General features: G+C 42.2%; 24 protein-coding genes. 2 read left to right on the top strand and 22 right to left on the bottom strand.

The window, feature by feature from the left end; genetic code table 11:
- Positions 1–79 precede the first annotated feature (79 nt).
- From ileS to LKE01_RS03010, 16 genes are all read right to left on the bottom strand, one after another.
- A complete protein-coding gene (ileS, locus tag LKE01_RS03085) occupies positions 80–2884 on the bottom strand; it encodes an isoleucine--tRNA ligase (RefSeq protein ID WP_056982127.1) in 2805 nt (934 codons plus the stop codon).
- 452 nt (positions 2885–3336) lie between these two features.
- Positions 3337–4017, bottom strand: a complete 681-nt coding sequence (locus LKE01_RS03080; RefSeq protein ID WP_056982125.1) for a DivIVA domain-containing protein — start codon at positions 4015–4017, stop codon at positions 3337–3339.
- A gap of 15 nt (positions 4018–4032) precedes the next feature.
- Positions 4033–4824, bottom strand: a complete 792-nt coding sequence (locus LKE01_RS03075) for a YlmH family RNA-binding protein (RefSeq protein WP_082619739.1) — start codon at positions 4822–4824, stop codon at positions 4033–4035.
- Positions 4825–4851: 27 nt separating this feature from the next.
- Complete coding sequence (locus LKE01_RS03070) at positions 4852–5127, bottom strand: YggT family protein (protein ID WP_082619738.1); 276 nt, start codon at positions 5125–5127, stop codon at positions 4852–4854.
- Between the two features lie 24 nt (positions 5128–5151).
- Positions 5152–5496 (bottom strand): cell division protein SepF, encoded by a 345-nt coding sequence (locus LKE01_RS03065; protein ID WP_014939623.1) that lies wholly within the window; start codon positions 5494–5496, stop codon positions 5152–5154.
- A gap of 48 nt (positions 5497–5544) precedes the next feature.
- A complete protein-coding gene (ftsZ, locus tag LKE01_RS03060) occupies positions 5545–6828 on the bottom strand; it encodes a cell division protein FtsZ (protein WP_056982121.1) in 1284 nt (427 codons plus the stop codon).
- A 27-nt stretch (positions 6829–6855) separates the two neighbouring features.
- On the bottom strand, positions 6856–8160 hold the full coding sequence (gene ftsA / locus LKE01_RS03055; protein WP_179286780.1) for a cell division protein FtsA: 1305 nt from the start codon (positions 8158–8160) through the stop codon (positions 6856–6858).
- Between the two features lie 88 nt (positions 8161–8248).
- Positions 8249–9028 carry a cell division protein FtsQ/DivIB gene (locus LKE01_RS03050; RefSeq protein WP_169790309.1) on the bottom strand — a complete coding sequence of 260 codons (780 nt, stop codon included), beginning with the start codon at positions 9026–9028 and terminating at the stop codon, positions 8249–8251.
- A 24-nt stretch (positions 9029–9052) separates the two neighbouring features.
- Positions 9053–10150 carry an undecaprenyldiphospho-muramoylpentapeptide beta-N-acetylglucosaminyltransferase gene (murG, locus tag LKE01_RS03045; protein ID WP_056982118.1) on the bottom strand — a complete coding sequence of 366 codons (1098 nt, stop codon included), beginning with the start codon at positions 10148–10150 and terminating at the stop codon, positions 9053–9055.
- Positions 10150–11529, bottom strand: a complete 1380-nt coding sequence (murD, locus tag LKE01_RS03040) for a UDP-N-acetylmuramoyl-L-alanine--D-glutamate ligase (protein WP_056982117.1) — start codon at positions 11527–11529, stop codon at positions 10150–10152. Before murD ends, murG begins: the two co-directional genes overlap by 1 nt.
- Positions 11530–11602: 73 nt before the next feature.
- Positions 11603–12562: a phospho-N-acetylmuramoyl-pentapeptide-transferase gene (mraY, locus tag LKE01_RS03035; RefSeq protein WP_056982215.1), complete on the bottom strand. Its 960-nt coding sequence runs from the start codon at positions 12560–12562 to the stop codon at positions 11603–11605.
- A 22-nt stretch (positions 12563–12584) separates the two neighbouring features.
- Positions 12585–14744: a penicillin-binding transpeptidase domain-containing protein gene (locus tag LKE01_RS03030; RefSeq protein WP_056982115.1), complete on the bottom strand. Its 2160-nt coding sequence runs from the start codon at positions 14742–14744 to the stop codon at positions 12585–12587.
- Positions 14741–15115 (bottom strand): cell division protein FtsL, encoded by a 375-nt coding sequence (ftsL, locus tag LKE01_RS03025; RefSeq protein WP_054769242.1) that lies wholly within the window; start codon positions 15113–15115, stop codon positions 14741–14743. Before ftsL ends, LKE01_RS03030 begins: the two co-directional genes overlap by 4 nt.
- A gap of 22 nt (positions 15116–15137) precedes the next feature.
- Positions 15138–16085, bottom strand: coding sequence for a 16S rRNA (cytosine(1402)-N(4))-methyltransferase RsmH (gene rsmH / locus LKE01_RS03020; RefSeq protein WP_056982114.1), 948 nt, complete (start codon positions 16083–16085; stop codon positions 15138–15140).
- A 31-nt stretch (positions 16086–16116) separates the two neighbouring features.
- Complete coding sequence (mraZ, locus tag LKE01_RS03015; protein ID WP_056982113.1) at positions 16117–16542, bottom strand: division/cell wall cluster transcriptional repressor MraZ; 426 nt, start codon at positions 16540–16542, stop codon at positions 16117–16119.
- A gap of 235 nt (positions 16543–16777) precedes the next feature.
- Entirely contained in the window at positions 16778–17161 is a 384-nt protein-coding gene (locus LKE01_RS03010) for a DUF3397 domain-containing protein (RefSeq protein ID WP_056982111.1), read from the bottom strand.
- 80 nt (positions 17162–17241) lie between these two features.
- Between LKE01_RS03010 and LKE01_RS03005 the strand changes: the two genes are divergently transcribed.
- Positions 17242–17367 carry a DUF4044 domain-containing protein gene (locus tag LKE01_RS03005; RefSeq protein WP_082619737.1) on the top strand — a complete coding sequence of 42 codons (126 nt, stop codon included), beginning with the start codon at positions 17242–17244 and terminating at the stop codon, positions 17365–17367.
- Positions 17368–17411: 44 nt separating this feature from the next.
- Here the strand turns inward: LKE01_RS03005 and LKE01_RS03000 are convergent, their stop codons facing one another.
- From LKE01_RS03000 to yjbM, 6 genes are all read right to left on the bottom strand, one after another.
- On the bottom strand, positions 17412–19736 hold the full coding sequence (locus LKE01_RS03000) for a DNA translocase FtsK (protein WP_056982109.1): 2325 nt from the start codon (positions 19734–19736) through the stop codon (positions 17412–17414).
- A 38-nt stretch (positions 19737–19774) separates the two neighbouring features.
- Entirely contained in the window at positions 19775–20287 is a 513-nt protein-coding gene (locus LKE01_RS02995) for a tRNA (cytidine(34)-2'-O)-methyltransferase (RefSeq protein WP_056982108.1), read from the bottom strand.
- A 16-nt stretch (positions 20288–20303) separates the two neighbouring features.
- Positions 20304–21152, bottom strand: coding sequence for a methyltransferase domain-containing protein (locus LKE01_RS02990; RefSeq protein ID WP_056982106.1), 849 nt, complete (start codon positions 21150–21152; stop codon positions 20304–20306).
- A 113-nt stretch (positions 21153–21265) separates the two neighbouring features.
- Positions 21266–22162 carry an RluA family pseudouridine synthase gene (locus tag LKE01_RS02985; RefSeq protein WP_054769833.1) on the bottom strand — a complete coding sequence of 299 codons (897 nt, stop codon included), beginning with the start codon at positions 22160–22162 and terminating at the stop codon, positions 21266–21268.
- Positions 22155–22967, bottom strand: a complete 813-nt coding sequence (locus LKE01_RS02980; protein ID WP_056982105.1) for an NAD kinase — start codon at positions 22965–22967, stop codon at positions 22155–22157. The genes LKE01_RS02985 and LKE01_RS02980 overlap by 8 nt, the downstream gene beginning before the upstream one ends.
- Positions 22945–23613, bottom strand: coding sequence for a GTP diphosphokinase (gene yjbM / locus LKE01_RS02975; protein WP_056982104.1), 669 nt, complete (start codon positions 23611–23613; stop codon positions 22945–22947). The genes LKE01_RS02980 and yjbM overlap by 23 nt, the downstream gene beginning before the upstream one ends.
- Positions 23614–23826: 213 nt before the next feature.
- Between yjbM and LKE01_RS02970 the strand changes: the two genes are divergently transcribed.
- Entirely contained in the window at positions 23827–24456 is a 630-nt protein-coding gene (locus tag LKE01_RS02970; RefSeq protein WP_056982103.1) for a DsbA family protein, read from the top strand.
- Positions 24457–24463: the final 7 nt, after the last annotated feature.

The following is a 24463-nucleotide window of genomic DNA, read 5'->3' as shown; positions in this document are numbered from 1 at the left end:
TAGTCTCATTTTAAGGTTAAATCATGAATATTGAAACATCATTTGATGAATTTTAATTTATGATTCATTTAAATCAGCTTTATTTTTGTTCAAAGCCTTCACTGGCAGTTTCGGGGAACTGGTCGCGGACAATCTTGGCACATGATGCACAGAATGTTGGGTAGTCGCTATCGGCACCAACATCTTGGCGAACCAAACGACAACGTTCACAGGTCTTACCTTCGGCAGGTTCAACCAATAATGCCAAGCCGTCAGTATCAAACTTGGTACTGTTGTCAGGAGCATCCTTGAAGTCCTTAACTTCCAACTGTGAAACCATTAAAACAGTGGCCAAGTCGGTCTTCAAACTGTTCATTAAGTCGGCAACCTCACTGGTTGCGTAAATTGTTAATGAAGCTTCGGATGACTTACCAATCTTTTTGGCATCACGGGCTTCTTCAAGCACTTTAAGGACATCGTCACGATAGCTTCTGAACTTGGTCCAGTTAGCCAAGATTTCAGCGTCATTATCAAAATGCTTTGGCTCTGGAATATCGGTTAATTGAACGAATTCTTCGGGTTCATGTAAGAAGCCCCAAATTTCTTCAGTCGTATGTGGCAATACCGGTGTCATTAATTTAGTCAAACCAACGGCAATTTCATACATAACCGTCTGCATTGAACGACGCTTGTGGCCGTTTTGTTTATCGATGTAAACAATGTCCTTGGCAATATCCAAGTAGAATGCGGAAAGGTCATTGGTAATAAATTCAACGACTTTCTTATTCCAATCCAAGAAATCATATCGTTCCATGTCACTTCTGGCGTCAGCAAGGAATTTGTTGAACAGAACCAACATGTATTGGTCTTGTGATTCCAAATCATCGAATGCAACGGTGTTTTCTTTAGGATCAAAATCACCTGTGTTGGCAAGTAAGAACCGCATTGTGTTTCGGATCTTCTTGTAAGAATCGGAAATCTTCACAAAGTTTTCGGTACTTACCCGCACATCAGCAGAAGTATCTACGGAAGTAACCCACAAACGGACAATTTCGGCACCCATCTTTTTAATAACATCGATTGGGGCAATTGTATTGCCAAGTGACTTACTCATCTTGTGGCCGTTACCATCAAGGGTAAATCCTTGAGAAACAACTTGTTTGTAAGGCGCTTTTCCAGAAACGGCAACACTGGTAATCAAGCTTGAGTTGAACCAGCCACGGTATTGGTCGGAACCTTCAAGGTACATATCAGCAGGATAGGTTAAATCTTTACGTTCTTCCAAAACACCCTGATGTGATGAACCTGAATCAAACCAAACATCCATGATGTCGTTTTCCTTGGTGAACTTACCATTTGGTGAATGTTCGCTGGTAAATCCATCAGGTAATAAGTCCTTGGCATCTTTTTCAAACCAGATGTCGGAACCATACTTTTCAAATAAATCAGCAACGTGGTTAACGGTCTCTTCGGTGATGATTGCTTCACCATCTTCGCCATAGAAGATTGGAAGCGGAACACCCCAAACCCGTTGACGAGAGATAACCCAGTCACCACGGTTTTTGATCATGTTGGACAATCGAACTTTACCCCAATCAGGGAAGAATTTGACGTCGTCTAATGATTTAACAATTTCATCTTTAATTTTATCAACTGAAGCAAACCACTGTGGTGTTGCCCGGAAGATAATCGGTTTTTTGGTCCGCCAGTCAAATGGGTAACTATGCTTCAATGGCATGTAGTGAAGCAATAAGTTGGCGTCCTTTAATTTATCAAGGGCAATCTTATTGGCATCATCGTAGAAGACACCGGCAAAGTCTTCACCGGATTCTTTCGTCAAATAACCTTTGTCATCAACTGGGGCAAAAATATCCAAGCCATACTTACGGCCAATGTTAAAGTCATCTTCACCATAACCAGGAGCGGTATGAACTAATCCGGTACCTTCTTCAAGGTCGACGAAATCGCCCAACATCGTTAATAATTTACGACTATGGTCAAATGGATGTTCTGCTAGAACACCTTCAAGATCTTGACCCTTAACCGTCTTGATTGTTTTGACATTCTTCCAGCCAATCAACTCTGAAACTTTGTTAACCAATTCGGTGGCGATCACAAATTTCCGAGTTTCACCTTCAGGCTGAACAACCGAGTAGTCAAATCCGGCATCAATGGTAATTCCTTCAGAAGCTGGAATTGTCCAGGGAGTAGTTGTCCAGACAACCATATAAGTATCATCGTCCAGGATCCCTTTACCATCAACAACGTGTTCAGCAAAGAATGCAGTTGGTGAAGTGACATCGTGATATTCAACTTCAGCTTCAGCAAGGGCAGATTCTGATGACCATGACCAGTAAACCGGCTTTTTACCTTTGTAAATCAAGCCACGTTTGGCGAAGGCACCAAATACACGAACTTCTTGAGCTTCAAATTCAGGATTCAATGTCAAATATGGATTATCCCAGTCACCTGAAACACCTAAACGTTTGAATTCCTCTTTTTGTCGTTCGACCTGCTTAAGAGCATAATCGTGACATAATTTACGAAAATCATTGGTGGACATCTTCTTACGGTCATAGCCCGCTTGAGTCAATTTTTGCTCGATTGGAAGACCATGAGTATCCCATCCTGGTACGTATGGTGCCCGATAGCCGGTCATTGACTTGTAACGAACAATGATATCCTTGGAAATCTTGTTCATTGCGTGACCCATGTGAATGTCACCATTGGCGTATGGAGGGCCATCATGAAGCACGAAAGTTGGTTTACCCTCGTTTAATTTTTGTCGTTGTTCATAAACATCGTTGTCTTCCCAAGCCTTTTGTCGTTCGACTTCTTTAACAGGAAGATTTCCACGCATCTTGAACTTTGTTTTGCCTAAGTTTAACGTATCTTTTACCCGCATTGCTGGACTTCCTTTCATGGTTATACTTATTTGGAGTAATGGTGTGTTGATATGGTTGGTGCTCGCTACCGATGATTCAAGTGGTGCAGAGGTCTAAATTTAAGGTGGTTTCAGTTTTATACTGCTACTTAGCTGAAATGTGCTCCGACGGGCCTGACCCCTACTGTGTAAGGCAAAAATTTTAGTGATGAATAAGACCCATTCATCACTAAAATTTTTACCTTACACTCCGGGGCCACCCAGCCCTCGTCGCACTCTATAAAAAAAGACCCCGTCACAAGGGACGAAGTCTTCGCGGTACCACCCAATTTTAGAATTTAAAATTCTATCTCTTAAGATAATCGATTTATGTACTAGAGGTGATCGATTTATTAACCGGTGACTGCTGAACTCCCACCATCTTCAGCTCGCTGTTGTGTCGGTCAATAACTTTCTGTTCTCTAATCGATTAGTTATTCATTTTTTGTGCTGCCATCTGGATAAATCACAACTGTTTCATCTGAATTATCTGCAGCAGGTGTGCTTTCAACTGATTCAGCACCATTACCCTGTTTAGTTTCAGATTCTACCCCTGGCTTTGCTGTCTTGTCAAGACTTCCAACAACTTTTTCAATATCTTCGTAGGTTGTTGTTGGCTTTTCTTCGACCAATCGATCCCAGTCGGAACCTTTGATCACTTCAAGCTGACTTTCCAACATAACTTGGAGTCGTTGACGGAACACCCGGGTATTCTTCTTTAAATCGTCAGTTTCAATAGCTAACTTCTTAGCACGCTTTGATGCTTCCTCAAGAACGGCATCTGCTTTTTCGTTGGCAGCATTCAGAATATCATCAGCCTTCTTTTGTGCTTCACGGCTGGTAATTTCTGCCTCTTTCTTGGAGTTGGTCTTAACTTTGTCGGCAGCTTCCTGGGCAACTAAGATGGATTGGTTCAAAGAATCTTTCAAATCGTTGAAGTAAGAAAGCTTGTCTTTGGACTCATTTAATTGAGAATTCAAATCCTTGTTTTCCTGTAAAATGATCTGATAGTCTTTGATAACTTGATCAAGAAAATCATTGACCTCGTCAACATTGTAACCTCGTAGCTTTGTTGAAAACTCTTTGTTGTGAATATCTTGTGGACTTAATACCATAGTGATTCAATCCTCCTATTTATTTCGATTATATACTTTCAATACAATTCGAATCTTGCCCTTTTTGGTTGTACCGGCAATATCTCGAATAACCAGTCTGCCAAAGCCTCGAACGGAAATAATATCTTGAATTGAAATTTCCAAATCGGGACGTCCGGCTTGCTCCCAGTTAATTCGTATCATTCCGCCTTCAACCAACTCTTTGGCATGATGACGGGAAATGTGGAATCCTTCACTAACCAATGCATCAACTCGCAATGAAGCGACCGTTGTTGTGGTCTCCTCACCTTCGTCAACTGGAATAATGATGTCCTCAGGTTGAATTCGTTTCAATTTGATTTTAATCTTCCCGATCCGGTCAACTTGTGCTTGAACGTAATCAGCCATTTCAGACTCACACATAAACTGCCAGTTCAAACCATCGGTCACAATATCACCGATGACATCCCGATCAATTCCAGTGCCCATGATTGACCCAAGAATCTGGCCATGGGAAAGAGTTGCAAACTTGCTGGGATAATCAATTTGAAATGCAGTAATGTTATAGTCATCCGACTTGGGAACAAAATAATCAGGGAAGGCAATTGCCCGCTTCAGCTCAGCCGAAGCATAACCGCCAAACGTTTGAAAAGAGACACCTTCGTATCTGTTAACAATGGTTTCAAGTATATAAAGCTGTCTAGGATTCAAAAAATCAGTGAGAATCGGTCGATATTCATTTGCAACTTTGCCGCTAAGGTTATCAATCGACTCCAAAAAAGGTAATTCGGCCTGTCGATAGTGTTGCGAAATATTTGAATCTACCAAGATATTTCCCCCTCTGCCCCAAGCTTGCTAATAACCTATGAGCAGCTGCCCCAAATAACTTACTCCCATTTGAACAAATGTGAGTACAGCCAAAGCAACGATTGGTGCAAGACTAATCATGCCAACCGTTGCAAAACTAAATAAATTTTCAAATGGTTCTACAATCCGTGCTAAGAATCTGCCGATTGCGGTTCCATATGCATTGGGGAACCAGCTCATCAGGGCATATACAACAATGCACAGCATGTAAATGCTGATTGCCTTGTTAATTAACCAAACCGCATACATAACAAATGTTACCAATAGGCTGCTCCTTATTTATCAAGATTACTCGGTTACTTGAAATTTCTTTGGTGAGCAAATAAAGATATTTCGGCCAAGTCGGTTAATTGAACCGTGGATGGCAAACAAAACGCCATTCAAGAAATCAACCATTCTTGCCGCTGAATTATTATCTAATTTGTCTAGCTTGATGATGACCGCACTGTCCTCCAATAACTTTTGGGCAATTGTATCAACATCGGTGTAGTTGACTGGCTCAAATACAACAATACTGCTTGTTTCAGGTTCTTGTCTGTTCATCAATACAACGTTATCCGCCGGCTTATCAATTTGATTTTCTGGTTGGTCTGTATCCATCCCAAAAAAATTAGCTAAATTAAATTTTGGCATTTCGTGTCCTTTCACATTTCACCAAACATGCACACCGGGCAAATAAAATTACTTATCACGACGGCGGTGCTTAAAGAATGGTGGAATGTCGTCTTGTGAGTCGCCACTGGTATCTGACTTGGAATCATCAGGCTTGACGTCGGGTTGGAAAGGATCGAAATCCTTCTTCTCAACATCGCTGAATTCATCTTGAGCGGCTGGTCGGGTTGCGGCTGGCTGCTTTCGGATGTCCCAGTTGCCAAGTGGATCACTCTTTTGATTTGACTTGTCTTGTGATTGATTATCTGAAGTTTGACGATCGCTGTGTGGACGGGCAGTAGCTTGTGGACGAGCTGATCTGGTTCGTCGTGAAGCCAAACGTCCTTTTTCAGCTTTCTTCTTGTCAATTCCGGTTGCAATAACAGTAACTCGAACTTCGTCGCCTAATGATTCGTCAATCGAAGTACCAAAGATAATGTTAACGTCACTGGTTGCAGCTTGCGAAACAATATCAGAAGCGTCTTGGGCTTCAAACAATGAAAGATCCGGGCCACCGGTAATGTTCAACAATACCTGTTCTGCACCATCAATTGAGACTTCAAGAAGTGGTGAAGAAATGGCCTTTTTAGTTGCTTCTGCAGTGCGGTTTTCACCGTTGGCAGTACCAACACCCATCAAAGCAGAGCCTTGATCCTGCATGGTTGTCTTAACATCGGCAAAATCCAAGTTAACATATCCGGGACTGGTAATTAAGTCTGAGATACCTTGAACACCTTGACGCAACACATTGTCGGCTTCTTTAAAGGCATCCATCATAGGTGTCTTCTTGTCGACCATTTCAAGTAAACGATTATTAGAAATAACGATTAATGTATCAACATTTTCTTTAAGTTGGGCAACACCTTCATCGGCGTATTTTGCCCGACGTGGGCCTTCAAAGCTGAATGGACGGGTAACAACACCCACTGTGAGTGCGCCCTGGTCCTTAGCAATCTTGGCTACAATTGGGGCAGCACCGTTACCGGTACCACCACCCATTCCGGCAGTGACGAAAATCATGTCGGCACCTTCAAGTGCTTCGGTGATGGCTTCTTCACTTTCTTCAGCAGCCTTGGCACCAACATCTGGATTTGAGCCTGCACCCAAACCACGTGTCAGCTTAGGTCCAAGTTGAATCCGGGTTTCAGCTTTGGATGTTGCCAAAGCCTGAACATCAGTGTTGGCAACGATAAATTCAACACCTTTTACATCTGAGTTAATCATCGTGTTAACGGCATTGCTTCCCCCGCCGCCAACTCCGATAACTTTAATGTTTGCACCGTGGTTATCGGTGGAATCTAATGAATATTCCATAATTGTCTTTTCCCTCCGTTTAAGTGCTTAATCAAAGAAATCACTAAAGAAATTCTTGATTCCTTCACCGCGTTTTTTCTTCTGTGTCGGTTTCCTGGTCTTCTTAGTCTTACCTGGAACAGGTGATTGAACTTGTTCGGGTTGGCTGAGCTTAGGAGCCTTGGTTAATGTCGCACCAACGGCCGATCTAACAATCATGTCAACGTCTGCCAGGTCGGCAAAGTATGATACTAATGAAAGTGCAGCTGTAAATGATGGGTGTCGCAATCCCATCTGATCAGGAATATAGACCCTGACATTAGTGTTGAATTGGTCAGCGGCTAATTCGGCAATTCCTGGGAGTGCAGCTACACCGCCGGTCAAAACAATGCCACCGGGTAAATCCAGTGCTTTGATTTGATTCAGACGGTCCTTGATTCGGTCAAATATCTGACTGACACGGGCTTCAATCACTTCAGCAAGATAACGTTCGTCAATATAGGTTGGTTCTGATTGACCAACAACTTCTACTGGAAATTCATTATCTGCAGATGCTTGGAGTGAGTCGGCATAACCGTAATCACGTTTAATTTTTTCAGCATTTTCCATCGACGTATTCAATACGATGGAAATATCTTTTGTAATAAATGTCCCGCCTTCAGGATCGGTGGTGGCATACTTCAATTGATGATCGTGAATGACGGAAGCAGTTGTCTGCCCACCACCAAGGTCAACAATGATTGTTCCAAAGTCCTGTTCACCGTCATTTAACACAACGTGGCTTTCGGCTAGAGGTGTCAAAACGGTCGATACGATATTCAAGCCGGCTTTAGCAACAGCTTTTTCCAAGTTGTGCATAATGCCCTTTGAACCTGTAATTAACTTACCACGCATTTCAAGGCGAACGCCGACCATCCCCCGAGGGTCTTTGATGCCATCAAAGCCATCAACGATGAACTCTTCTGGTTGGATATCAATTATCTCTCGTTCCTGGGGCAAACTGGTCCCCAAAGCAGATGCCGCAACGTTGCGGACGTCTTCTTCAGTTATTTCACGAGACTGGTCATCCAATGTTATCAATCCATTGCATGGTTCAATCCGTAACATGTTCGCTGGAACGCTTACTATAACGTCTTTAATCTCAATACTTGCTTTTTCTTGAGCTTGATTTACAGCACTTCGAATTGCTTCGGCAGCTTGGTCGATATCTACGATCACACCACGACTCAATCCATTTGAAGGCTGATTTCCCACACCAATAACGTTCAATTGCCCTTTTACTTTTTCTGCAACAATTACTTTTATTGAGGTAGTTCCTATATCAAGTCCCACATATAAACCCGAATTATCCATATATGTAAGGAACCTCCACATCTAGAATATTTTCTGAACATAACACAAGTTTAACACAATCATAATCATCGAAAAAGACTAATCGACACTAATAACCATGCATTGTGGTCGTATTTGAAGAAGATTGCTTTTTCGTAATTGGATACGAATATGCACCGACTTCCAAATTAATCACACTTTTCACTTTCAGCTTGGAATTAATGCTTGGATAATAGTCCATTTTATCGCCAAAAGTGCTGATTGAAGCGTACACTTTGTTGCCATCACTCATTTGAATGAAGATCCGGTCAGGATTACTTTTAGTCGGTGAAAAACTGATGGTACTCATCACGGCTCTCACCGGCGGATCGATTCTTCGATATTGTTTGATGGTGCGCCGCAGCTTTTCCGGATTCTTAAATTTCTTTAAAACCGGAAAACCGGCTTTGGGATTCAATACTTTCCCCTTGATAATGACACCACTTTTTAAAATGGGCTGATAACCACCGTGCACGTATAGGTAACCGATTGTCGGATATTCTTCAACTTTAATTTTTACCTGATTAAAATTAACCAGTTTCATCTTAACGGACTGCATCCGCATACTCCGTTGCTTGAGTGATTGGGCCAGCTTATCGGTCTTTCCCCAAACGGCAAATAATGATGTGCCCTTTTTGACTGGGGAAAATCCTTTAATCTGCTTATCACTGACAATTTCATTGCCGGTAACCGTGACTTTCTGTACCCGACTATACGATGAAATCATGAAAATCATCACCAACAGAATAACGGTAATCAGCAAAACCAGTGGCCACATTTTTTTGGCATTTTTATTTTGAAAATCACGAAACAGTCCGTGTTCCTGCTCATTATGATCTTTTGTTTCCACTAATCCGTCCCCCTGTTGGCAGAACTATTTCGATTTAATGATCGTTCTGGCCAAGTTTAAAATTTCGTCTGCGGAATCGACGACGCCCAACTTTTTGGAATTGGCTGCCATTTTTTCTCGGGCAGATGAATCGTGCATGAGTTGATCGATTGCTTTTAACAGGCTTTGAGCATTCAAATCATCCTGTTTAATCATCAGCGCTGCACCACGTTTAACCAGGCTCATTGTATTTTTCGTCTGATGATCAGCGGTGACATAAGGGCTGGGAATCAAGACAGCCGGAATTCCAAGTGCGGTGATTTCGGCAATACTGGTTGCACCGGAACGGCCGACAATCAAAGAAACTTTTGGTAAGACTTGCGGCATGTTGTTTATGTACGGCAAAATCTTAATGTTGCTGCTGATCCGTGACTTGTTTAACAGGTCCATGACATTTTGATAACGCTTCTGACCGGTTACAAAGACCACTTGATACCGCCGTTTATTAAACTCACTGATCGAACTGATGACCGCCTTGTTAATTGCGGGTGCCCCTTGGCTCCCACCAAATATGAGAACCGTTGGCCGATCATCTTGCAAACCAATGTCGGACCACTTAAAGGTACTCTTCATTTTGGCAACTTGTTGAGCCCGCGGATTACCGGCAAACACAACCTTTTCTTTTGGAAATTGATCAGCTGCTTCATGAAATCCAATCGCAATTTTATCAACGTAACGGCTCAAAAACTTGTTAGTCAAACCAACGGCACTGTTTTGTTCATGGATCATGGTTGGAATGTGAGCTTTGGCAGCTGCGTAGACAACCGCTCCGGAAACATAGCCACCTGTTCCAATGACAATATCCGGTTTGAAATCTTTAATAATTTTTTTAGACTCGTGAACACTCTTCAAAAAAAGGGCGACTGTTTTAAAGTTTTCCAAAGATAAAGAACGCTTAAAGCCTTGAATTTCCAAAGCAATGAATTTGATGCCCTGTTTGGGAACAATTGAACTTTCAAGTCCCCGCTTTGAGCCAACATACAATACCTGTGAATCAGGTTCCTGCTTCATCAAATCTTCAATAATCGCAAGTGCCGGATAGATATGTCCCCCGGTACCACCACCAGAAATTATTAAACGCATTAGTGCCCCTCCTGCTTATTTGTCAATTTTTCAACATCTTGAATGTAACGATCGCCACGTTCTTCGAAGGTCTTAAACTGATCCCAGCTGGCATTGGCAGGTGAAAGTAATACGATATCGCCCTCATCACTGTATGCATAAGCAGCAGGGACGGCCTCATCCAAGTTTTCAACTTTTTTAATATTGGTAATTCCAGCCTTCTTCAATGAATCTTCAAGCAAGTCGGCGGTTTCACCAAATAATACGGCAGCCTTAACGTGATCCTTGAATTGTGGAATCAACTTATCAAAGGTATATCCACGATCCAAGCCACCAGCCAAGAGAACAACCGGTTTGTCGAATCCTTCAAGTGCCATTTGAGTCGCTTCAATGTCGGTTGCCTTTGAATCATTGTAGAATCTTCGGCCATTGGCTTCCAAAACAAATTGGAGACGGTGCCGAACACCGGTAAAGGTTTCCAGGACGTTGGTAATGGCCAAGTTGGACTTGCCAAGAACTTTGGCACAGGCAATCGCAGCAAGGGCATTTTCAACATTTTGTTTGCCGGGAACTTTAATGTCGTCGGCATTCATAATGAATTCATCGTTATAGTAAAGCTTGCCGTTCTTTTCGTAAGCGCCCTTGTTCGTATCGTAGGTTCGGGCAAACGGCACAACCTGAGCAGCGCTTCGCTTACTCAATCCGCGCCATTCATCTGAATCAAAGTTGACAACGAAAAAGTCGTCAGGTGTTTGGTTCATGGTAATCCGCATTTTTGCATTCACGTAGTTTTCACGGGTTTTATGATAATCCAAATGATTTGAGAAGATATTCGTTAAAACAGCAACGTGAGGATGAAGGGTCTTAATTCCCAGCAACATGAAACTTGAAAGTTCCATGACAATTGTGTCATCTGCGGTTGCCTTTTTAGCGGTTTCAGTTGCTGAAATACCAATGTTTCCGGCGGCATATGCATGACCTTTATCACGTTCCTGATTCAAAATTTTGGTGATCATTGTGACCGTTGTTGTTTTACCGTTGCTTCCAGTAACGCCAATGATCTCAGCATCAGTGATTTGGGAAGCCAATTCAACTTCTGTAATGATTGGTAAATGGTGTTCAACCGCAGCGGCAACAACGGAATTGTCATATGGAATTCCGGGGTTTTTAACCATGATATCAAAGCCATCATCTAAAATGGTCGGATCCTGCCTGCCTGTGATGGTCTCAATCCCTTCATCATTCAGCTGAGCAACTTCAGGCAGCTCCGAACTCGGCTTTGAATCACTCAAGACAACGGTTGCCCCCAACTCTTTCAGTAGTTCTGCTGCGTGAGTACCACTTTTACCGGCTCCCAATACAAGTACTTTTTTATTCTTATAATCATCAATTTTTTTCATTTTAATCCCTCGTTTTTCATCGTTTGAATAGTCAAATAGGCTGGATACAAAACCAGCCGTTTTGTCCCAACCTCTAAATAATTGTCATGATACTGAGTGCGGATGCTACCAATGCAATCGACCAGAACACAATGTCAATTTTCCATTCAGACCAACCACACATTTCAAAATGGTGATGGATTGGCGTCATTTTGAAGACTCGTTTACCAGTCGTCTTGAACGAAATGACTTGGATAATAACACTAGCAGTTTCACACACGTAAATAATACCAATAATCAATAATGAAAACTCATGGTGAACCAACACCGATACACAGGCAAGTGCACCACCAAGAGCTAATGAACCCATGTCACCCATAAAGATCTTTGCGGGCTTATGGTTGAAAATAAAGAATGCCAACAGGCCACCAACAACGGAGAAGCAAAACATGCCAACTTCGACCTGGTGTTGAACCAATGCAATGATACCGTATGATGCAAAAGAAATCGTTCCTAAACCGGCAACCAGTCCATCAAGCCCATCACTCAAGTTGACGGCGTTTGAGAAGCCGACCAACCAGAAAGCGATAAAGACAATGTACCAGTAACCTAAATGAAGATCCCCGCCAAACGGAATTTTAATGGCCAATGGGAAGCCTTCATGTATGTATACCACCGAAAAGACCACGGCAGCCACAATTTGGCACAGCAATTTCTGCCATGCCTTTAATCCCTCGTTCTGACGTCTAAACAGCTTAATGCTGTCATCCCACATACCAATTAATCCATAAGCAATCAGAACGAACAACAGGATTAACAATGTTGGATTGAGCATATGCTTAAATCCACCAAAAACAAGGTCACTCACGACAATGGCAAAGATAAAGAGAATTCCGCCCATCGTTGGGGTTCCTGACTTCTTTTCGTGCCAGGAAGGCCCCTCTTCTCTAATCATCTGGCCTTCATGACGACTTCGAAAATACTTAATCAAGCTCGGCATAAAAATTGCCGTTATCAAAAATGTACTTAATAAAGGTGTCACCCAATTACCCATAATAGAAACATACCATCCTTCATTATTCAAAATTTACCTTTAAAACGTCACCGGAACCGATTGACTTTTCAAAGTTGATGCTTTGACTGTCAGCATAACCACTGCCAGTTGATTCAAGTTTCAGCCCTGTCAATGAACAGAATTCTTCAACATCGTGCTTGCTCCAGCCAATAATTCTTGGCATCTTCCAGTTCTTGCTGGTTAACAGAAATACCCGCTTTTGCTCAGTCGCCGTTTGACTGGCACTTGGTGATTGCTTGCTGATCGTATCCCCGTCACCAATTGTCACAACATCAAATCCTTTTTCATTCATCACCCGTTTTGCATAAGTGGTTGTCTGATAAGTAACCGATGGGACCTTGCGCTTAGCAGTTGCCTGCTTGGAATTTGAATTTTGCAGAGCCCGGGTAATAACCGGCTTGAAGATTTCGGCCAACAGCTGAGTTGCCGTTTTCAAACCATTCAGTTTAGGCTGCTTCATCGTGATGAACATCACGTACCGAGGGTTGTTTGCAGGAACCATTCCAGCAACTGAATACAAGTAACTGTCGTCGCCGGATGCATACCCGCCGGAACCGTTGCTGACTTGGGCAGTACCGGTTTTGGCAGCAACCCGGTAGCCTTTGATCTTATAATCAGCACCAATTCCGTAAGACTTATAAACAACATCCTGCATATGCTTACGGACGGCTTTAGCGGTTTTGGCACTGATTGGATGGCCAACAACCTTTTTGCCATACTTTTTAATTGTCTTATTATTGGCAGCATTTGTCACTTTAGAAATAAAGTACGGCTTCATCATTGTACCATTATTTGAAACTGCAGATAAAGCCTGCATCATTTGCATGGTTGTTACTTCAATTCCTTGTCCAAATGACGTATCAGCCTGCTCAATTGGATAATTAAACTGAAGCCGACCGGTTAATTCATTGGGAAGGCCCGTGTTGGTGCTCTTTAAGAAGCCAAACTTTTGAATATACTTTTTCCAGGTCTTGGGTCCCATTTGTTGCTCCAAGTGGGCCATAGCAACGTTACTGGAAAGGGCAAATCCTTTGTTGTAGGTAATATAACCCCAACCACCAGGATTCCAATCCGGCACGATCTTGCCATCGATGGAATAACGCCCTGATTCATAGGTGTCATTTCCGTTATAATGGCCAGAATTAATTGCTGCAGAAAGTGTGAAAACCTTCATTGTTGAACCAGGTTCATACATATCGGATGACAAAGTGTTGGTCCATGCAGACCCAATGCCTTTCATGGTCGAGGCGTTAAAAGTCGGTCTTTGAGATGCCGCCACAATCTTACCAGTCTTAGCATCCATCAAGACTGCATTCATACCAGCAGGATGGACTTGCGATTGGACGGAATTCATTTCACTTTCAAGCAGCGTTTGAATTCGAGAATCAATCGTTGTGTAAATATTGTTCCCATTTTTGACGGCCTTTTCCTTCTGGCGTTTGCCCGGAAGTTTATACCCGTACACATCATACTGAGCATCTTTATAACCGTTTTGACCGGCAAGGGTTTTATTAAAGGCTTTTTCGATCCCCATTTGGCCAACCAAGTTGGAAGTTCCAGTCTTTTTATTGGTTTGAGAAGTTGCCACCCCAATTAAATTAGACGAAAAAATACCGTTTGGATACAACCGAGCCTGCTTTTGAACAAAGTCGATTCCAGGGAGCTTTTCAGCTTCAATCTTTTTCTTGGTCAATAAGGAAATGTTCGTTCCGGCACTTCCAAATTCGACTTGGAACGGATGCTTATTTTTAGGTGATAAAATTTTGAGTGCCTTTTTCTTGGAGATTGGCAGGTATTTTGAAATCACTTTTGCCGTCTTTGATTTGTTAACCACATAGAGTGGCTTACCGTTTAATCCCTTTTGGCTCTTATCTAACACTGCGTATAACGAATATGTACTGGTATCTTCTGCAATTGGGTTTCCGTTTGCATCATAAATAGATCCTCGTTTTGCTTTGAGGACCTGGGTTTGGGTATAGAGTTTTTCGGCACGGTTATTTAAATTAACATTCTTAACGTTTTTGCCTACCGCAATCACTAACAAACGCGTACCTAAGAATGCAAAAAGCAGGAAAAATGCTAGGAATAGACTTATTCCCACAGTTTTCCGGCTTTTACGCGCATTCAGTTTGTCTGTGGAGCGATCAGATGAATCTTTCATTTAGTAACATTCCTTATGTTTGCATTTTTGAGTGACATGCCACTCTTATGTGCAATTTTATCAAGACGGGTGCTACTTTGCAGCTCCCCAATCTGCTGTTTCAAATTTGTGTTGCTGTTGCGAACATTTGTAATTCGATTATCCAAATGTTGAAGTTCATGCTGTGAATTTGATAATGCAATTTTTGACGATACAACTACTAACATTAACACAGTTAAGATAGCACTGCCACATACAATCAACAGCTTTTCGAACGATGAAAGTTTGAGCGCTTTGGAAATGCTCGCCCTCTTGATTGATGTGGGTTCAGGTTTTGAAACATACGGTTTTGGTTGTTCTGTTAATTTACGAGCTAAGTTATTTTGGGCCATAATATGTAATCTTCCTTTTATTCTATTTTTTAATTCGTTCAATTATTCTCAACTTAGCACTATGTGAACGGTGATTTTCTTCTAATTCAGCTTCAGTCGGAACAATTGGCTTTCTCGTAATACTTTTGAATTTTGGTTTAATACCTTCAGGAATAATTGGCAAATTAGGTGGCAGATCGGGTAACGATGTCTTTTCTTTAAACATCGTCTTAACCAGCCGGTCTTCCAATGACTGAAACGTTATAACGCTAATTCTCCCATTAACTTTTAATAAATCAAGTGCCTGTTCCAAGGAATCTTCCAATGCGGACAACTCATCGTTGACGGCAATTCGAATTGCTTGAAACACCTTTTTGGCAGGATGGCCACCGTGACGCCTTGCTGCAGCGGGAATTCCTTCTTTGATGACGTCCACCAAATCACTGGTTGTATTAATTGGATGCTCGGTTCGAACAGCTTCAATTCTTCTGGCAATTGATTTGGAAAACTTTTCTTCACCATAACGGTAAAAGATGCGAACCAATTTTTCATATGGCCATTCGTTCACGATCTTCCATGCATCAACGGGATTATCTTGATCCATTCGCATATCCAGTCGAGCATCAAAGCGGTAACTGAACCCTCTGCCAGCTTCATCAAATTGTGGGGAAGAAACGCCTAAATCATAAACAATGCCATCGATGCCGCTCACGCCAACATTTTGTAAGGCAGTTTTCAAATTTCGAAAATTGTCATGAATGAGGGTTAACTTTCCGGCTTCAATGTATTTGGCCAAATGCTGTTTATTATAATCAATTGCTTCTTCGTCTTGATCAAACGAATAAAGATGACCGTCTGTCAGCTGTTCAAGTATTTTTGTTGTGTGTCCCCCGCCACCTAACGTTGCATCAACATAAATGCCGTCTGGATTAACGTTCAATCCCTTGACGGCCTCGTTCAATAGCACGGTAATGTGCTTAAATTCAGACATTCGATCACCCCCGTTTTCAATTTCTGATCAGTTAAAAGTCAATCATATTTTCGGCAATATCATTAAAGTTCTGTTCTGCTTCATTGCTAAAGTTGTTCCATCGCTCATCGCTCCAGATTTCAAATCGATTGGAAACGCCGACGACGACACACTTCTTGGCAATTTTGGCATAATCTCGTAGTGTACTTGGGATATTAATTCTTCCCTGCTTGTCAAATTCACATTCAACGGCAGCTGAGAAGAAAAATCTGGTGAAGTAACGAGCATCTTTTTTATTGACGGGTAAAGTGTCGATCTTTTGTTCGACCTTTTCCCATTCGCTCATTGGATATCCAAACAGACACCCATCCATTCCTCGAGTGACAACGAGCTTGTCACCCAGATCCTGACGAAACTTAGCGGGGATGATGATACGTCCTTTGGCATCAATATTGTGTTGATATTCACCCATGAACATGTCGTCACCACCCCCAATTTCAGTTTACATTCACATTCTACCACAATCCACCACTATCAACCACGTATCCCTCCAATTTGTAAAACTTTTGTTATAAGGACTTTTTTTACATCCCCCAATCCACTGGAATCATTGATATACCGTCATTTTAAGATGAGTGGTGGAAATAACCCAATTTTGGGTAAAAAAAGAACCCAAGTGATTAAACACTTGGGTTCTCGATACAACTATTAAATTATAAAGCCTCAAAAATGACATAAATTCCCACAACGATCCAACAAAAGAATAGGAATAAATCGCTGAATCGCCAGAAAGTCACAAAAAATTTTCTGTAAGTTAAATGGGGGTTGGTAAAAATTTGCCATATCAACACAATTAAGGTTAACCCCAACCAAACGATAACCACTTCCGGAATAAATGAACCGGATAACCCGTTTTTGCTAATTTCATGAATAAAATACAGCAAAATCGGCGGCCAGAAATCCAATGGCTTAATTTTAACTTTTGAGCGAAAAAATTGATTTTTTCTTAAAACAACTAAGAACCCGGCGACGATGAACAGAATCAGTAATTGAACAAAAAACGTTGCCGTGGCAGTCATCCAAGGAGAAACATGCATGAGTAACCCTCCTGATTTTGACAAAACGTATTGCATTGAACGATAATGATAGTTAAACTATATAGGGAAAACAAGAGAAAGTGGTGCAAACATTGGCGCATAAAAAGAGAACCCGATTTCAAAAAATCACATTAGTATTCGTTTGGATCATGATCATTGCAACTGTTAGTTCATTGGTCATTTCAGCGATCATGACATTTCTTTAATCAAACGAATCATCAAGCAGGCAAGAAAATCTTGCCTGCTTTTTTTATTCCTTTTTATCCTTGTAAACCTGTCTTGGCCGACTACCATCCTGAGGACCGATATAACCGCGTTTTTCCAAATCATCAATCAATCTGGCAGCCCGGTTATAACCAATTCGGAAGTGTCGCTGCAGTAATGAGGTGCTGGCCTTTTGCTGATCAACAACGAAGTCCAACGCATCACCAAACAACTCATCTTCGGAATCTTCCTGGTCCTCTTCTTTAATTTCTTCGTCACTGACCATCATCGATTCATCATAATCAGCGGACTGCTGATCCGTAATGAATTTAACGACTCTGGAAACATCCTGATCGGAAATGAAGGCGCCCTGAACTCGAATTGGTGTATTGGAATCAATCGGCAGGAATAACATATCACCACGTCCAAGCAGCTTTTCAGCACCATTGGTATCAATAATTGTGCGTGAATCAATTCCGCTTGAAACGGCAAACGCAATTCTTGAAGGCACATTGGCCTTGATTAATCCGGTGATAACATCAACTGATGGTCGTTGAGTTGCCAAAATCATGTGAATGCCGGCAGCCCGGCCCATCTGTGCTAGACGGATGATTGCCGCTTCAACATCATTGGAAACGGTCATCATCAAATCAGCTAATTCATCGACAATTACCACGATGTACGGCATTGGCTGAATCTTGGTATCATTTTCTCGATTGTTTTTAGCAACAAATTCATTATAAGTACTAATTTTTCGTTGGCCGAATTTCGCAAACAATTCATATCGGTTTTCCATTTCAGAAACAACCTTCTGCAATGCCCTTGCGGCCTTCTTTGGTTCAGAAACCACTGGACTGAGCAAATGGGGAATCCCATTATAAACGCCCAATTCAACTTTCTTCGGATCAATCAGCATCAGCTTAACCTGACTTGGCTTGGCATGAAGCAAAATGCTGGTAATAATCCCATTGATAGCAACCGATTTACCACTACCAGTCGACCCGGCAATCAGTAAATGCGGCATCTTCGTTAAGTCAGCCGTAATCACGTTGCCATTAACATCCTTTCCAAGCGGTACTTGGAGGACATGGCCATGATTATCCGGTTGATGTTCAACCACGTCACGGAATGAAACGGTGGCAATCTTTCGATTTGGAACTTCAATTCCAATGAGTGACTTTCCTGGAATTGGCGCTTCGATTCGAATATCTTTGGCTGCCAACGCCAGGGCAATATCATCAGACAAATTGACAATCCGGCTGACTTTGACACCAATGTCCGGGTGCAGTTCATACTTCGTAACGGAAGGTCCCAAACTAACGTGTTTAATCTCAGCCTTGACACCAAAGCTGTCCAGCGTCTTTTGCAGAACCTGCGCATTATGATCAATGGATTTGAGTTCTCCCGACTGGTCATCATGTGGAATCTGGGTTAGGAGATCGGTTGATGGCAATTTGTATGAATCGTCTTCTTTGACGTCAACCAAATCAACATCAGTAGAATCGTCCGGCTCGGATTCTTTGGGCTGTGGTTTCTTGGTTTCCGGTTTGTCGGGCTGCTTATCGTCATCAGTTACCGGCATCCCCGAAATCGTAATCGAAGACCCAGACAGCTTATTTGACCCGTTATCGGAGCTCTCAACCGGTTCAGCCGGTCGAACGGGTTCGTCTTCACTTTTATCATTGGAGCGCTTAACAGGCATTTTTGCCGGCTTCTGGCCACGTCTTTGGCCAACCTTGACAATTTGTTCCTTTAAGAAGGTCAAACAAGTCCGAACGGCAACGAAAACCTTCGCAAACGAAATGTCGAAAAGCACAAAGCCGCCAAAGATAATGACCAGGCTGGCGACAATTCCGGTTCCAATTTTGCCAAATAATAAATGAAGAACATAAAAGACCGCCGTGGCCAGAATCCCACCACCAATATTGGAGTCGTCATTGGATGAAACGATATCATCCACCAATTTTTCCCAATTAAAGTTGATGAAATCAACCGGTTGAGCAGCTTGAACATATTCAATTAAAGTCAGCCATATGAGGATCCCCAACAAAATAAGCAATGTCCCCAAAGTATACTTTGCGGGAATTTTAGGGAACCGAGAAAAGCCGGCCAACCACGTTCCGGCAACAATCGCCACTAATAGGAGAATCGGATAGAGACTGCCAACGAAGATGCGGGCAACATTAATCATAAACGTGCCGACAATTCCTGCCTGAAACAGTCCCAGCAAAGCCAAAATTGCGCCAACAGCGCCAATAATATTGACGGCATATTTGCTCAAAAAGTTTGACTGCCGTTTGGAAGTCTTGGTTGATTTGCGTGGTCGGCCACGCTTCTTAACCGTTTTTTTCGGTGTCCGCTTCGTTTTCATAATGATGTCTGCCCTCCTCTCGTCAAGATTAATAATCCCTACTTCAATTTATCATGTGGATATTTATGAGTACGTTCCAAGTTATTGAAGCTTTGCTGTCTCAATACTTCATAGATAACAATGGCACATGTGTTGGACAAATTAAGTGCCCGAATATGGTCATCATCTTGTGGAATGCGGATCGCCTTTTCCAAATTTTTACGCATAAATGGTTCGGGCAATCCCGTTGTTTCCTTGCCAAACAATAAATAGTAATCCTGATCGGAATCAGAATAATCGGGGTCTGTGTAATCCTGGTTGGCAAATTTGGAAACCAAAAACAGATTTTTGGGATCCTTTACCGTTTTTAAAAATGCCGGTAAATTTTTGTGATAATTGATTTGTACTTTATCCCAGTAATCCAGTCCGGCACGTTTTAAATGCTTATCGTCGATGCTAAATCCAAGTGGTTCAATAAGATCAAGCACGGTATCGGTTCCGGCACAGGTCCGGGCAATATTACCTGTATTGGCAGGCATTAAGGGTTCAAATAGTACGATATGATTAGTCATTTTATCCTCCGAATTTTTAGAAATCAGTCACCATCACAGAAACGTCAACCGTCATTGACTTCAGCGCGTTGACGTTCTCAATGGCATTCTTTTGTCGATCTTTTCCCCAGTGCAGCGGAGTCATAATCATCATGTCCTGCTGCATCCCCTGAGGAATTGAAAATGAATATGTAAGTTCATTGATTGAGGCATTTGGATAATGCTTCATAAATAAATCAAAGACCTTCTCGTTGGAATAGGAGCTATTCTTTTGGCCGATGCCAAACAATGCTTCTCTAAGTTCATGCAGATAATGACTATTGGGAATGATCTTAATCAGCTTCCCGCCTTCTTTGGCAACCCGGTTGAATTCATCATAAGCAGACGGTGAAAACAAATCAATAATTGTCGAAAAAGTATGGTCATTAAATGGCAGCCTGGCCAAATCCGCAACGCAAAAGAAGGCCTTTGCGGGTTGTTGAGTGGCCAAATTAATACCGTCTTTTGAAATATCAAATCCAATTGCAGTATCGGAACCATTTCGCTGAGCTAACAGGCGTGAAAGTGGTGTTCCTTCGCCGCACCCGACATCCAATATGGTTTCGGGCGTGGTAGCCAAATGCTTGGAGATTTCGGCAACAATCGGGTCAAACAAGCCTGCCTGCAAGATTTTGTGGCGTGCTTGAAGCATCGACTTATCATACTCGTTATTGGCCTGCTTTGTCAGAAAAAATAACGTTCCCTTTTTAGACAGGTCAAAAGAATGATTGTTGGGGCACACCAAAGAATATCCTGAAACTTCGTCAAAAGGCGACTGACAGACAGGACAGCGAAACAAACTTAAATGGTCGCTCACAAATTGTTTACCAAAATCGATTTTTTTCACTTAAAGCCCTCCACAAACGCAATTCATTATATCACAGAGACCATACAAATAAGCTTCCACCTCAAAACTTCAAATGCAAATTTTGTTGGAAGCTTAATGAATTGTCGATCAGTTTATAATCCTTTATTTAAAGCAATGTATGACTGCATGTCCGAAGGTAGCGGCGCTTCACAATGGATGTTGTTCCCAGAAAACGGATCATAAAACGTCAGCTCGGCACAATGCAGTGCCTGCCTTGGCATGGAATGGTCATCCGGGTTATACAGCCAATCCCCGATTAACGGGTGGCCGACTGCTTCCATATGGACCCGGATCTGATGCGTCCGACCAGTGTGCAGCTGAACTTTAAGCAGTGTTTGATTAGCCAGTCTGCAGACCGTCCAAGCTTCGGTAACCGACATCTTACCGGCAGCCGTTACCTGCCGTTTGACAAACGAGTCTTCCGTTCGACCAATTGGCAGATAAATTTCAAAGTGGGGACTGGAAATTCTGCCGGCAACAATTGCCAAGTACTTCTTTTGAATGGTTCGATCTTTTAATTGTTTATCAAGCACCGAGTGGGCAAAGTGATGCTTTGCAAAAATCACCAACCCGCTGGTGTCTTTATCCAGTCGGGTGACGATATGAATTCTCTGGTTGGCATAGCCCTGCCGTTGATAGTAGCCTTTCACCCGATTAACCAATGAATCCGTCGAATAATTGTGTGAAGGCACCGAAGCCACTCCAGCCGGCTTATTAACCACCAGGAAGTTGGGATCTTCGTGAACAATGTGAATGGGAACATTGGAAACGTCAACGTGATCGTTTTCCGGTTCCGGCGGTAAGACAACTTTAACGACATCCTCAGTCGTCAATAGTCGGTTAACTAAAGATTCTTCGCCGTTAACCAGCGTTTGGCCGCCATGATACTTGATCTTTTTTAGCAACGTCCGAGTAATACCGTAACCCATAATGAACGTTCGGACTTTAATCGGTGATTCACCCTTATACTGCCATGTAAACTCAGTCATCCAAATTGACCTTGCCAATGAATGAATTGCTGACCCGTCGCCAAAATTGCGTGTGCCGATATTGGGCAAACGCAATCCGGCGTTTGGAGATCCGGTATTCAACCGATTCAACCGCTTCATGGGAAATCACTTGATGATCACAGGTTAGAATTGTTCGGTTGGAACTTTTAGGAACAATTTTTACCCATTCATCAGGTGAAATAATCAACGGTGAACCCAAAGTTCGAAACACCCGGTTGTTGATCGAAGAAATCTCGGCAACCTGAATGGCATTCAAAGTGGGGTTGATGATGGCACCACCGACTGATTTGTTATAAGCAGTCGAACCGCTGGGAGTAGAAACACAAAGCCCATCGCCCCGAAAGCTTTCAAATAAGGTATCTTTGATATAAACATCCGCGACCATTGATCCACTAACCTGTTTGAGAGTGGACTCATTCAAAGCCAGGCCATAGTCTGCGGGGCCCCCACTGACGTAATTAACGCGAATATCCAACAAGGGGTACGTTACGCTTTGACCGTTATCATGCTTTAAACTGTCAACTAATTCCGAAACTTCATAATCCCGCCAGTCGGTATAAAAGCCGAGGTGGCCGGTATGAATCCCAACCAACCGGATTCGGTCGCTAATATCTTGATAATGGTGAAATGCGGACAGCAAAGTACCGTCCCCACCAACAGAAATCACGATTTCAGGGTTCAGACCATCAATGCTTAATTCTGGGGATTCTTCAATTTTTTTCTTCAGTGAAGTTGCCACGATGTTCGACGACTCCCCAAGATTACTGTAGATGGCTATTTTCATCAGACGACTTCCTTACATCCTTGTCTGGTTCCTGAGTATCAGGGTCCTGCTTTTTAACCTCTTGAAGCTCATCACGAATTTCAGACATTTCCTCATCCAAATGGAAGGCGGCTTCAGCTGAGCGTTCCAACCGTGACTTCAAATCAGCGGGGAATGCACCTTTATACTTATAGTTTAAAGAGTGCTCAACAGTTGCCCAAAAATTCATCGCCAGTGTTCTGACTTGAATTTCTGCCAAAATGACCTTCTCACCGGATAACATTTGAACCGGGTATTCAAAGATAATATGGTACGAACGATATCCACTCGGCTTTTTATTATGAACATAGTCTCGTTCTTCAAGAATATTGATATCTGTTCGTTTCCGCAGCAAATCAACAACTTGATAAATATCTTCAACAAATTGACACATGATTCTCAAGCCGGCAATATCTTCCATATCTTCTTCAAGCCGATCCTCTGAGATGTGTCTTCTCACCATTTTTTCCTTAATACTATCAACCGGCTTAACCCGACCTGTTACAAATTCAATCGGACTTCGACCATCAACTTTTAAGAACTGCGCTCTAATTCCCCGCAGCTTAACTTTTAATTCATCAACAGCTTGTTTATAAGGAATTAAAAAATTATCCCAATTTTTAACCAAGCTAACACTTCCAATCTGTCGCGCGAAGTTCAGCGCGCTATTGCTTCAGCTTAAAATTCAATCAGACTTAATTCTAACATATTCGCCAATCTTTCCCAATATGGCATGCTCACTTCAAGCAAAATTGTTGTTTTTGTGTGAAAATTTGGTATCCTTAATGAAGAAATAATTAGTATATTAATTTTGTTGTCGGTTGCACATGGAGGGGCAATAATGGTACTTGAGATTTATTTATTCGTTGATCCACTTAATCGACATTGTTATGACGCCGAAAAGACGATTGAACGTATTTCACAAAAATTAAACAAACAAATCAGTGTTAGATTCGTTTCAATGCTGAACATCAAAATCCTACATGACTTCTCAATGAACAAACACCTTAGCCATCTTGATCAAAACTTGCCTTACGATACCATCTTGGACTTTAAAGCAGCTTCATTTCAAGGCAAAAAGTTTGGCCGGCATTTCTTGATGGACCTTCAAAAAGAACTTCTGATTAATGAAGAACCTTATACTGATGATCTGGTCTATAAGCTGGCTGAAAGAAATGGCTTGGACATTGAAATGTTCAAAGATGACCGCCGTTCAGATTTGGCTGAAAAAATGTTTAAATGTGATCAGCGGGTTGTCCACGAGATGGATATCACTGACCCATCGACAACGGTTCTCTTTAACTCTCACGTTGACGACTGTGGGATTCGCGTTAAAGATTTCGACTATAACTCATTATTTGGCTTTTGTGCCAAAAGCCTTGGCTCCGCTGCCCACTTTGAACAGGCGAGCAAGAAACCGAGCAAACCAAATACAGTTCAATATCCAAAATCAAATTTACGATTTAATTAATTAGGGC

It is taken from the genome of Lentilactobacillus kefiri (genome assembly GCF_007989105.1).
Taxonomy (GTDB): Bacteria; Bacillota; Bacilli; order Lactobacillales; family Lactobacillaceae; genus Lentilactobacillus; species Lentilactobacillus kefiri.
The sequence above is the reverse complement of the archived record's forward strand: the minus strand, read 5'-3'. Positions and strand labels throughout refer to the sequence as shown.

Excerpts from the sequence above, each read along its gene's own strand:
- LKE01_RS03065 (WP_014939623.1), bottom strand. The coding sequence starts at position 5,496 with ATGCCAAAATTTAATTTAGCTAATTTTTTTGGGATGGATACAGACCAA.
- LKE01_RS03000 (WP_056982109.1), bottom strand. The coding sequence starts at position 19,736 with ATGAAAACGAAGCGGACACCGAAAAAAACGGTTAAGAAGCGTGGCCGA.
- LKE01_RS02995 (WP_056982108.1), bottom strand. The coding sequence starts at position 20,287 with ATGACTAATCATATCGTACTATTTGAACCCTTAATGCCTGCCAATACA.
- LKE01_RS03010 (WP_056982111.1), bottom strand. The coding sequence starts at position 17,161 with ATGCATGTTTCTCCTTGGATGACTGCCACGGCAACGTTTTTTGTTCAA.
- ftsZ (WP_056982121.1), bottom strand. The coding sequence starts at position 6,828 with ATGGAATATTCATTAGATTCCACCGATAACCACGGTGCAAACATTAAA.
- LKE01_RS03030 (WP_056982115.1), bottom strand. The coding sequence starts at position 14,744 with ATGAAAGATTCATCTGATCGCTCCACAGACAAACTGAATGCGCGTAAA.
- LKE01_RS02970 (WP_056982103.1), top strand. The coding sequence starts at position 23,827 with ATGGTACTTGAGATTTATTTATTCGTTGATCCACTTAATCGACATTGT.
- LKE01_RS03080 (WP_056982125.1), bottom strand. The coding sequence starts at position 4,017 with ATGGTATTAAGTCCACAAGATATTCACAACAAAGAGTTTTCAACAAAG.
- mraY (WP_056982215.1), bottom strand. The coding sequence starts at position 12,562 with ATGGGTAATTGGGTGACACCTTTATTAAGTACATTTTTGATAACGGCA.
- mraZ (WP_056982113.1), bottom strand. The coding sequence starts at position 16,542 with ATGTTCATGGGTGAATATCAACACAATATTGATGCCAAAGGACGTATC.
- ileS (WP_056982127.1), bottom strand. The coding sequence starts at position 2,884 with ATGCGGGTAAAAGATACGTTAAACTTAGGCAAAACAAAGTTCAAGATG.
- ftsA (WP_179286780.1), bottom strand. The coding sequence starts at position 8,160 with ATGGATAATTCGGGTTTATATGTGGGACTTGATATAGGAACTACCTCA.
- murD (WP_056982117.1), bottom strand. The coding sequence starts at position 11,529 with ATGAAAAAAATTGATGATTATAAGAATAAAAAAGTACTTGTATTGGGA.
- LKE01_RS02980 (WP_056982105.1), bottom strand. The coding sequence starts at position 22,967 with ATGAAAATAGCCATCTACAGTAATCTTGGGGAGTCGTCGAACATCGTG.
- murG (WP_056982118.1), bottom strand. The coding sequence starts at position 10,150 with ATGCGTTTAATAATTTCTGGTGGTGGTACCGGGGGACATATCTATCCG.
- ftsL (WP_054769242.1), bottom strand. The coding sequence starts at position 15,115 with ATGGCCCAAAATAACTTAGCTCGTAAATTAACAGAACAACCAAAACCG.
- rsmH (WP_056982114.1), bottom strand. The coding sequence starts at position 16,085 with ATGTCTGAATTTAAGCACATTACCGTGCTATTGAACGAGGCCGTCAAG.
- LKE01_RS02985 (WP_054769833.1), bottom strand. The coding sequence starts at position 22,162 with ATGACTGAGTTTACATGGCAGTATAAGGGTGAATCACCGATTAAAGTC.